Consider the following 8020-nt stretch of genomic DNA (forward strand, 5'->3'; position numbering starts at 1 on the left):
GTCCGCGGAGCCGCCGTCGCCGGACCAGCCGCTCCAGCCCCCGTCGCCGGAGCTGCCGCCGGACGACGCGCCGTCGCCCGGCCGCCGGCGGCGGGCGCGGGCGACCAGCACCGCACCGACCGCCCCGGACACCGCGATGAGGCCGAGCACCGTCTGGGCATCAGGAGTCATGTCGCGTCTCCATCGCGGCTCCGCCGCGCACGCGGCGTCGTCGGTGTCAGATCAGATGCTGGCTGATGCAGTGCCGCAAGGCCTCCGTGCGGCCGCCGACCGGACCGCCGTCACCGCGATGCTCCGGCTCGGGCGGAAAGCCGGTCCGGCCAGCGGGGCCGGCGAGCCGCCCGTCCGGAGCGGGCTCTCCCGGCGCGGCGACGACGGCGAGACGATCGTGCGGGCTCATCGGGCTCTCCTGACCGTGGGCCCGGACCAGCGAGGGCGACCCGGGCATCTGGGAGGAGGCTACGGCGCGGCGGCGGTCCACTCCGTGAGGTCGATCACACGACCCGCGAGCGCGGGCCGACGACGGCGCCGCCTACTGCATCTTCACGTCGGCGAGACGGACCACCTCGGCCCATTTGCGGGATTCGGAGGCGATATAGGTGCGGCTCTCCTCGGGCGAGGTGGCGACCAGGATGCCGCCCTGGTCGGCGATCACGCGGGTCGCCTCGGGCTCCCGCAGCGCCTTGACCAGGGTCCGGTGCAGCAGGCCGACCCGGTCGGCGGGAAGCCCGGCCGGTGCCAAGAGGGCATAGATGGTCTCGGCCTCGGCATCGGCCACGCCGGATTCCGCCATGGTCGGAACGTCGGGCATCACCGGCGAGCGCACGCGTGCCGTGACGGCGAGCGGCACGATGGTGCCGGCCTTGATCTGCGGCAGCATCACCGGAATGTCGCCGAACAGCATGTCGATCTGGCCGCCCATCAGGTCGGTGAGGGCCGGCGCCACGCCGCGGTACGGGATGTGGACGATGTCGATCTTGCCGGCGCGCAGCCGGAACAGCTCGGCGGCGAGATGCAGGGACGTCCCGTGGCCCGAGGTGCCGAAGGAGACCTTGCCGGGCCGCGCCTTGGCCATGGCGACCAGCTCGCCCACGGTCTTGACGCCGAGGGTCTTGCGGACCGTCAGCACCTGGGGCACGGCGGTGATCACCGTGACGGGCGTGAAGTCCTTCACCGAGTCGAAGGGCATCTTGGGCATCAGGTGCGGCAGCATGACGAGGGCGCCGCTGGCGCTGATCGCGAGCGTGTAGCCGTCCGGCTGCGACTGCGCGAGCGCGCCGAGCCCGATCGCCCGGCCGCGCCGGTCCGGTTCTCGACGATGAACGACGCCCCCAGCTGGTCCTGCAGCAGCCGGGCCACCAGCCGCCCGATCAGGTCGGTCGGGCCGCCGGCCGGGAACGGGACGATCAGCTTCACGGGCTGGCTCGGATAACGCTCCTGCGCCGACGCCTCCCCGGACCACAGAGGAACCGACAGCGGGACGAGCCCGAGGGCTCCGAGAGCGGTGCGTCGCGTCAGCATGGTCGTGATCTCCTCGGCATCGGCATCCGGACCGCACGCAGCGTCGCGGTCGCGGCGGAGGCACATGGCTCCGGCCGCGCGATGCGCGCGAACGTCCAATGGAGGCGGGCGAGCCGGGACATGCGCACGATCGCGCGGGCCACGCCGACGCGGCGTCCCGTCGATCCGCGTCATGGCGCCGGAGGGCGTCCGCGGCGTGTTCCTCGGGGGGCCTCTTCCGGGCCCTTTAGGCGATTAAACTAGATTGTTGTCCTTTTAGGGCATGCCGGGTCGGCTGGCAAGCGTGAACCTAGGCGCGATCGACCACCGCGGTCGCGATCGCGTCCGCCTGCGCGTGAGCACGCAGCAGCTCCGCCGTGCGGTCGAGCACGGCCGGGAGGCCGTCGCCGCCCCCGAACGCCGTGACGACGAGCAGGATGCGCGTCGTCTCGACCGTCACCATGGCGCGCTGCGAGTCGCTCGTCGGGCTGCCGAACGGGCCTTGCGCATCGACATAGACGGGCAGGCCTTCGAGGTTGAGGACGTCCTTGCCGATGCCCTTGTAGGTCTCGCCGGTCGCCGCCACCCGCATCACGATGGCGTCGCCGACGATCTTGTCCCGGTCGTAGACGCCGAGCGACTGGCGGCTCTCGATCGATACCAGGTTCATCAGATCCACCACGGTGTTGATGCGGTAGAGCCCGAGCCCGCGGAGGATCCGCCGCATCAGCGCCTCCTGCGAGCCGCGATAGCGGGTCGGGTCCTTGCCGAGCGCCCGGTAGCCGCGGCGCAGCGCCTGCACGGCCGGGAGCCTGGCGATGTCCTCGATCACCATGTCGCGCGTCACCGCCGCGGCGCAGGCGTCGAGCGCCACCCCGAGCGCCGGATCGTCGGTGCCGTTGACGACGCGGGCCTCGACGAGCCCGAGGACGAGCGACGGACAGGCGGCCTTCACGGCGGGATCGATCACGATGGTCATGCGGCACCTCGGAGATTTGCGCCCGCCATTAGAGCGCCGCGGCCGAAACGTAAATCCCGCGTGTGGCGCCTACCCGCAGGACGGCAGCTCGCCGGCGCCCGGCACGTCGCGCAGATCGACGTCGCGCACCAGCGGGAAGAAGTCGCCGCCGGCTTCCGTCTTCAGATAGGTGGTGAGCAGCACCCGCTCCGGCGCGGCGGCGGTGCGGCACGCCTCGGCACCGACCCCGAGGCTGAGCGAGCCGCGCTCGCCGCGTCCCTTGCGGGCCATCAGCTCGCTGCGCAGCGCCGTCACCCGGGCGACGTCGGCGGGCTCCAGCCGATAGGCCCAGACCGCGGCGCCCTTCGTCACCTCGCCGCGCAGCGACGCGAGCTCGGCCGGATCGGCGAGGTCGGCGAGCACGAACGCGCTGACGACCGGCGCCGCCGCGCCGACCGTCACGGTGAGCTTCAGGGTGACGCTGCCGGGCCGCGGCCGCACTCCGGCCGGCAGCCGCACCGCCACCCGCAGCACGGCCGGATCGATGGTGGCGAAGTCGGTGCGGGCGAGCTTCACCATCGACGTCACCGGCATCGACGTGCAGGCGCCGAGCAGCACGGCCGCCGCCCCGAGGGTTGCGGCCAAGCCCCGGCGGGATCGCGAGAAACGCATCTTCATACCTCGATTGACGAGAATGACTTATTGTTTTACGATAATTCATCATCGTCATTCGATCAACGAGGTCGTTCATGTCCAGCGTGGTTCCGGCCCCTGCCCTCGCCTCGGCTCAGGCCCGTCTCGCCCGCCTCTCCCGCCGGATGGAGTGGGTGACGACGCTCGGCATCGTGCTGATCGTCGTGCTGATGGGGCTCGCCTTCGTGATCCCGGAGTGGAGCCGCAATCTGCTGATGCACCGGCTCGGCGCCACTGGCGCCAAGCTGCCGCTCGCGGCCTCCGACCAGGTCGTGATGGCGATGATCCATGCCGTCCCGCTCGGCGTGATGATCTGGGGGCTGTGGCAGGTGCGGGCGTTGTTCCGCGACTTCGCGGTCGGCCTGGTGTTCACGACCGCGGCGGCGCAGCGGCTGCGGCTGTTCGGCCTGTCGGTGCTCCTGCAGGGACCGCTCGGCCCGCTCACCGCGACGGCGCTGGCGCTCGCTCTGTCGCTCGGCAATCCGCCGGGCCAGCGCTATCTGGTGCTGACCGTCTCGATCAGCGACTACGTCGCCCTGATCGTCGGCGGCGTGCTGATCGCGGTCGCCGCCGTCATGCGCGAGGCCGTCCAGCTCGCCGACGAGAACGCCGCCTTCGTGTGAGCCCGCCGATGCCGATCGTGGTCAATCTCGACGTCATGCTGGCGCGGCGGAAAATGCGCTCGAAGGAGCTCGCCGAGCGCATCGGCATCACCGAGCAGAACGTCTCCCTCCTGAAGTCCGGCAAGGTGAAGGGCGTGCGCTTCGACACCCTCACGCGCATCTGCGCCGTGCTCGACTGCCAGCCCGGCGACATCTTGGAGTATCGGCCCGGCCCCGAGGACGATGCCGCGCCGGGCGAAGACGCGTGAGTCGGCGCGGCTTGCCGCTCGAGTCATCACGTCCAACGATGCTCTAGCGACCGCCGGAGCGGCCGGAGCGGCTGCCCACGGCCGGTCGGTCGGGCGCGGCTGACGCCTCGCCCTCCTCGATCGCGCGGGCGCGGCGCCAGTCGAGCGTGTTGGGCGGTTCCGGTGGATCGGCCGGCCCGAAGGACGGGTCGGCGAAGGAGCGTCCGCCATAGGCGGCGACCGGCCGCGTGTCGTAGCGGTCCGCCGCATATCCGTCGGCCTCGTAGCGATCGTCTGCGGCCTCACCGGCCCCGACCGGCGACGGCGCCGTCGCCACGGCCCGCACCTCGGCCCAGGCGGCCGGCGGCGGTGGATCGGCCGGGTCGTCGTCCTGGCGATAGCGCGGCAGCGCGCCGGCCTGGCGCTTGCGGTCGCGGCTGCGCGCCAACCCCGCCTCGATCGCCTCGCGCCGATTGCGCAGGCGGCTGCGGGCCTCCTGCAGGACCCGCCCGGCGGTGCCGCCGGCCCACACCAGATCCCACGGCTCGAACTGCCGCACCGTGTCGTCGTTCTCGACGATCGCCCGGGCGATCAGGTTGCCGGCGATCGCCGTGGTGTTGAGCCCGTGGCCGGCGAAGGCGCCGGCGACCCACAGGCCGGGCGAGATCTCGCCGATCTGCGGCATGCGGTGGATCGCGAAGGCCATGCTACCGTTCCAGGCATGGGTGAACTCCACCGGCCCCAGTCCCGGATACACGGACGCGATCGCCGGCGCGAAGGCGCGTTGCGCGACCTTCATCGGATCGCGCGGGAAGCAGGTGCCCTCGCCGCACCACAGCAGGCGGTCGCCGTCGATCACCCGATAATGGTGATTGGCGAAGCGGGAGTCGCTCACCGCGCCCGGATAGGCGATCGCCTCGCGCAGCCGCGGACCGAGCGGCGCTGTCACGGCCGTGGTGCTGGTGATCGACAGCACGGTCGCGGCGAGCTGCGGCATGATCTCGCCCATGTGGACGTTGCCGGCGAGCACGACGTGGCCGGCCCGCACCATGCCGCCCGGCGTCGCGACGCGCTTGCGCACGCCGGCCGGATCGATCTCGCGCGCCGGTGTGCCCTCGAAGATGCGCACGCCCGCCGCCTCGGCCGCGGCGGCGAGGCCGAGCGCGTAGTTGAGCGGCTGGATGTGGAAGGCGTTCGGATAATGGATGGCGTGGAAATAGGCGTCGGTACGCAGATGCTCGCGCACCTGCTCGACCGGCCAGCCTTCGACGGCGGCGCCGAACTCGCCCATCAGCAGGGCGAGCGTGTCGTCCATGTCGTCGAGATCGTCGGTCTTGGAGACGTCGAGCCAGCCGCGCGCCGGCTGCACGCCCGGCAGCTCGCGCTCGCGGATGATCGTGCGGACATAGGCGACGCCCGCCTCCGACAGCGACCAGAGCTGCCGCGCCCGATCGAGCCCCACCCGCGCCACGATGGTGCGCGGATCGCAGGCGAAGCCCGGCAGCACGAAGCCGCAGTTGCGGCCCGAGGCGCTCCAGGCGACCCGCTTCGCCTCCAGGACGACCACCGACCAGCCGAGCCGCGCGACCTCGAGCGCCGTCGTCAGCCCGGCGAGCCCCGCCCCGATCACGCAGACGTCGACGTCGAGGTCGATCGACAGCGCCGGCCGTTCGGGCGCCGCGACCGCCGTCGCCGCATGATAGCTCCGCCCGTAGTCGTCAGCCGCCGCCGCGTCCATCCTGCCTCGCTCGCATTCCACGCTCTCGCCCCGTCGCGCGCCCGTGCGGACCGCGCGGCGGATACCGGCCGTTCACCATCACCCGCCACAGTCGGGACGTCTCCGGCATCGCCGCCACCGGACGACGCCCGGGGCGATGGCCCCCGGATGCCCTCTGGACTTTGTGCGCCGCCACATGGAATTTGCAACCCATGCGCCGACTCATCCTTCTCCGTCATACCAAAGCCGACCCCGCCGCGGCCGGGATTTCCGACCACGCGCGCCCGCTGAACGTCCGCGGCGCCGCCGCGGCCGACCTGATCGGCGCCTACATGGCGCGCCACCACCTGATTCCCGACGCGGTGGTCTGCTCGACGGCGCAGCGGACCCGGGACACCTGGGCGCACGTCGCCCATCAGCTCGGCGATCCGCCGGCCGCCACGTTCGAGCGCCGCGTCTACGAGGCGCCCGCCGAACGCCTGCTGGCGACCGTCCGGCCTGTCCCGGACGAGGCCCATGCGGTGCTGATGGTCGGCCACAATCCCGGCCTCCAGGAGCTCGCCACCGCCCTGATCGCCACCGGCGACGTCGAGGAGCGGGAGAGGCTGCGCGAGAAGCTGCCCACCGGCGGGCTGATCGTGATCGATTTCGCCGTGGACGCCTGGACGGACGTCCACCCGCGCAGCGGCCGGCTCGATCGCTTCGTTACTCCGAAGAGCCTCGAGGACGACACCGTCTAGGCTCCGCCGCGGCCTCGACGCGGGTGAGATCGGCCAATCTTTACCGATTGTTAAGCCAGATACCTCGAAATTTAGGAAAGCGGGGCCGTCGTCGGAACCCAGCTCTGGCACGTGACGTTCAGCCTACACATCTCGACGACACGCACCCACGGGCCGCGCCGGGTTTGGGCGGAAAATTGGGTGGTCGACACGCACCGATGGAACCGGAGCGGTAGTTCGACGTTGTCACGGTGCTCAATCGTTCCGTTGGCTGCTGTGCCATGACCCTGAAGATGAATCACCTCCGCTTCGATCAAGGCCGTTTCGACGACAGCCGCGAGCCGATGGCCTGCGGTGACCTTCGGCAGCCGGTCGTGAAGCCGTTCGACACCCACGAGCTCGATCGGCTCCCGCAGCCGACCGACGACGATCCGCCCTATCGTCCGTGGTGGGTGGTCGACCGTTCGTGACGGGACGGGGTCCGACCCGCGACGACCGCGCCGATTGCACGGCTCGGTCGCAGGGCGAGGCCGAATCGGCTAAACAGTTTTCATTGTGATCGTGACACGGCGGACGTCTGATGGCGCCCGCCGATTTCTTGTCTGGATTGTGGTGTTGCTGGAGCGTGTCGGTCGAGCGCCTGTCGCTCGGCTCGGATCGTGCGTCGGTTCTGCGTTCGCCCGGGGTGTCCCGTCTCGAAGCTCGTTATCAGCCACGAGGGTCCCATGATTCGGTTTGCTACGGTGTCGGCTGCGGCAGCGGTCGTTCTCGCCGCCTTCGCGTCCCAGCCGGCGTCCGCCCGCACCCCTTATGACGGGGCGTGGAGCGTGGTCATCATCACCGACCGCGGAACCTGCGACCGTGCCTATCGGTACAGCGTGCAGATCGTCGACGGCATCGTCCGCTACGCCGGCGAGATGGGGATGGATTTCCGCGGCCGCGTCGGCAAGGGCGGCGCCGTCGCGGTGAGCGTCGCAGCCGGCGGCTCGCGCGCCGACGGCCGCGGCCGGCTCGGCCGCGACTACGGCGGCGGCACCTGGGCCGGCAACTCCTCGACCGGCGCCTGCTCGGGCCGCTGGACCGCCGAGCGCCGCTGACCGGCGCACCGCCTGCCCCGGCGGTCCACCGCCGACCCGCCGCTACCAACCGACCGAGACCGACCGGCGCCAGCGCGACCCGCACTGGCGCCGGTGTCGTGTCGGCCCATTCCCGTCGCCGTTAGAACGACCTCGCCTGCTCGACACGCATGCTCCGCGTCCGCTGCGCCGATCCGCCCGGGCCGGGACGGGAACGCCGGTCGTGCGCACGGCGTTGGCCCCGGGCGTGCGGACACCGCCGCGCCCCGCGCTCGGCCGAGCGCGGCGTCCCGCGCCCGCCGCGGTCCGAGCCCACCCTTGCAATCGATCCACGAGGACGCTCCATGCAACGTCGAGACATGCAACCGCGAGACATGCAACGTCGAGACGCCGCCCGCCCGATCGCCGCCGGCCTCGCCGCCGGTGCCGTCGCCATGCTTCTGGCCGTCCCGTTCGCCCTGTCGGGCGGCCCGGCCGCCGCCCAGGCGCCGCAGCCGCCGGTGACGC

General features: G+C 71.8%; 11 protein-coding genes. 5 read left to right on the top strand and 6 right to left on the bottom strand.

Features of this window, described 5'->3' with window-relative positions; all coding sequences use genetic code 11:
- Nucleotides 1–217: 217 nt before the first annotated feature.
- The 5 genes from CCR97_RS27530 to CCR97_RS27545 form a co-directional block, all read right to left on the bottom strand.
- Nucleotides 218–400, bottom strand: a complete 183-nt coding sequence (locus CCR97_RS27530) for a hypothetical protein (RefSeq protein ID WP_111359852.1) — start codon at nt 398–400, stop codon at nt 218–220.
- A 132-nt stretch (nt 401–532) separates the two neighbouring features.
- Nucleotides 533–1288, bottom strand: coding sequence for a Bug family tripartite tricarboxylate transporter substrate binding protein (locus CCR97_RS27535; protein ID WP_338049148.1), 756 nt, complete (start codon nt 1286–1288; stop codon nt 533–535).
- The gene (locus tag CCR97_RS31925) at nt 1198–1521 is read right to left on the bottom strand and encodes a type 2 periplasmic-binding domain-containing protein (protein ID WP_244670708.1); all 324 of its coding nucleotides are present in this window, start codon (nt 1519–1521) and stop codon (nt 1198–1200) included. The genes CCR97_RS27535 and CCR97_RS31925 overlap by 91 nt, the downstream gene beginning before the upstream one ends.
- A 289-nt stretch (nt 1522–1810) precedes the next feature.
- A complete protein-coding gene (locus tag CCR97_RS27540) occupies nt 1811–2479 on the bottom strand; it encodes a B3/B4 domain-containing protein (protein WP_111359850.1) in 669 nt (222 codons plus the stop codon).
- A 69-nt stretch (nt 2480–2548) separates the two neighbouring features.
- Nucleotides 2549–3103 (bottom strand): hypothetical protein, encoded by a 555-nt coding sequence (locus CCR97_RS27545; RefSeq protein WP_338049147.1) that lies wholly within the window; start codon nt 3101–3103, stop codon nt 2549–2551.
- A 104-nt stretch (nt 3104–3207) separates the two neighbouring features.
- Here CCR97_RS27545 and CCR97_RS27550 point away from each other — a divergent pair, with 104 nt between their 5' ends.
- On the top strand, nt 3208–3774 hold the full coding sequence (locus CCR97_RS27550; RefSeq protein ID WP_111359849.1) for a DUF2975 domain-containing protein: 567 nt from the start codon (nt 3208–3210) through the stop codon (nt 3772–3774).
- An 8-nt stretch (nt 3775–3782) separates the two neighbouring features.
- Complete coding sequence (locus CCR97_RS27555; protein WP_111359848.1) at nt 3783–4022, top strand: helix-turn-helix domain-containing protein; 240 nt, start codon at nt 3783–3785, stop codon at nt 4020–4022.
- A 43-nt stretch (nt 4023–4065) separates the two neighbouring features.
- On the opposite strand, the gene CCR97_RS27560 is transcribed toward CCR97_RS27555, so the two are convergent.
- Nucleotides 4066–5739: an NAD(P)/FAD-dependent oxidoreductase gene (locus CCR97_RS27560; protein ID WP_201160069.1), complete on the bottom strand. Its 1674-nt coding sequence runs from the start codon at nt 5737–5739 to the stop codon at nt 4066–4068.
- A 191-nt stretch (nt 5740–5930) separates the two neighbouring features.
- On the opposite strand from CCR97_RS27560, the gene CCR97_RS27565 reads away from it, so the two are divergent.
- From CCR97_RS27565 to CCR97_RS27575, 3 genes are all read left to right on the top strand, one after another.
- Nucleotides 5931–6458: a SixA phosphatase family protein gene (locus CCR97_RS27565; protein ID WP_111360154.1), complete on the top strand. Its 528-nt coding sequence runs from the start codon at nt 5931–5933 to the stop codon at nt 6456–6458.
- A gap of 260 nt (nt 6459–6718) precedes the next feature.
- Complete coding sequence (locus CCR97_RS27570; RefSeq protein ID WP_111360155.1) at nt 6719–6907, top strand: hypothetical protein; 189 nt, start codon at nt 6719–6721, stop codon at nt 6905–6907.
- Nucleotides 6908–7162: 255 nt separating this feature from the next.
- Nucleotides 7163–7534, top strand: coding sequence for a hypothetical protein (locus CCR97_RS27575; protein ID WP_201160070.1), 372 nt, complete (start codon nt 7163–7165; stop codon nt 7532–7534).
- The last annotated feature ends 486 nt before the right edge of the window (nt 7535–8020 follow it).

The organism is Rhodoplanes elegans, assembly GCF_016653355.1.
GTDB classification, from domain to species: Bacteria; Pseudomonadota; Alphaproteobacteria; order Rhizobiales; family Xanthobacteraceae; genus Rhodoplanes; species Rhodoplanes elegans.

What these genes read in the sequence shown, in the direction of transcription:
- CCR97_RS27530 (WP_111359852.1), bottom strand. Translation starts at nt 400, where the DNA reads ATGAGCCCGCACGATCGTCTCGCCGTCGTCGCCGCGCCGGGAGAGCCC.
- CCR97_RS31925 (WP_244670708.1), bottom strand. Translation starts at nt 1,521, where the DNA reads ATGCTGACGCGACGCACCGCTCTCGGAGCCCTCGGGCTCGTCCCGCTG.
- CCR97_RS27540 (WP_111359850.1), bottom strand. Translation starts at nt 2,479, where the DNA reads ATGACCATCGTGATCGATCCCGCCGTGAAGGCCGCCTGTCCGTCGCTC.
- CCR97_RS27550 (WP_111359849.1), top strand. Translation starts at nt 3,208, where the DNA reads ATGTCCAGCGTGGTTCCGGCCCCTGCCCTCGCCTCGGCTCAGGCCCGT.
- CCR97_RS27555 (WP_111359848.1), top strand. Translation starts at nt 3,783, where the DNA reads ATGCCGATCGTGGTCAATCTCGACGTCATGCTGGCGCGGCGGAAAATG.
- CCR97_RS27560 (WP_201160069.1), bottom strand. Translation starts at nt 5,739, where the DNA reads ATGGACGCGGCGGCGGCTGACGACTACGGGCGGAGCTATCATGCGGCG.
- CCR97_RS27565 (WP_111360154.1), top strand. Translation starts at nt 5,931, where the DNA reads ATGCGCCGACTCATCCTTCTCCGTCATACCAAAGCCGACCCCGCCGCG.
- CCR97_RS27570 (WP_111360155.1), top strand. Translation starts at nt 6,719, where the DNA reads ATGACCCTGAAGATGAATCACCTCCGCTTCGATCAAGGCCGTTTCGAC.
- CCR97_RS27575 (WP_201160070.1), top strand. Translation starts at nt 7,163, where the DNA reads ATGATTCGGTTTGCTACGGTGTCGGCTGCGGCAGCGGTCGTTCTCGCC.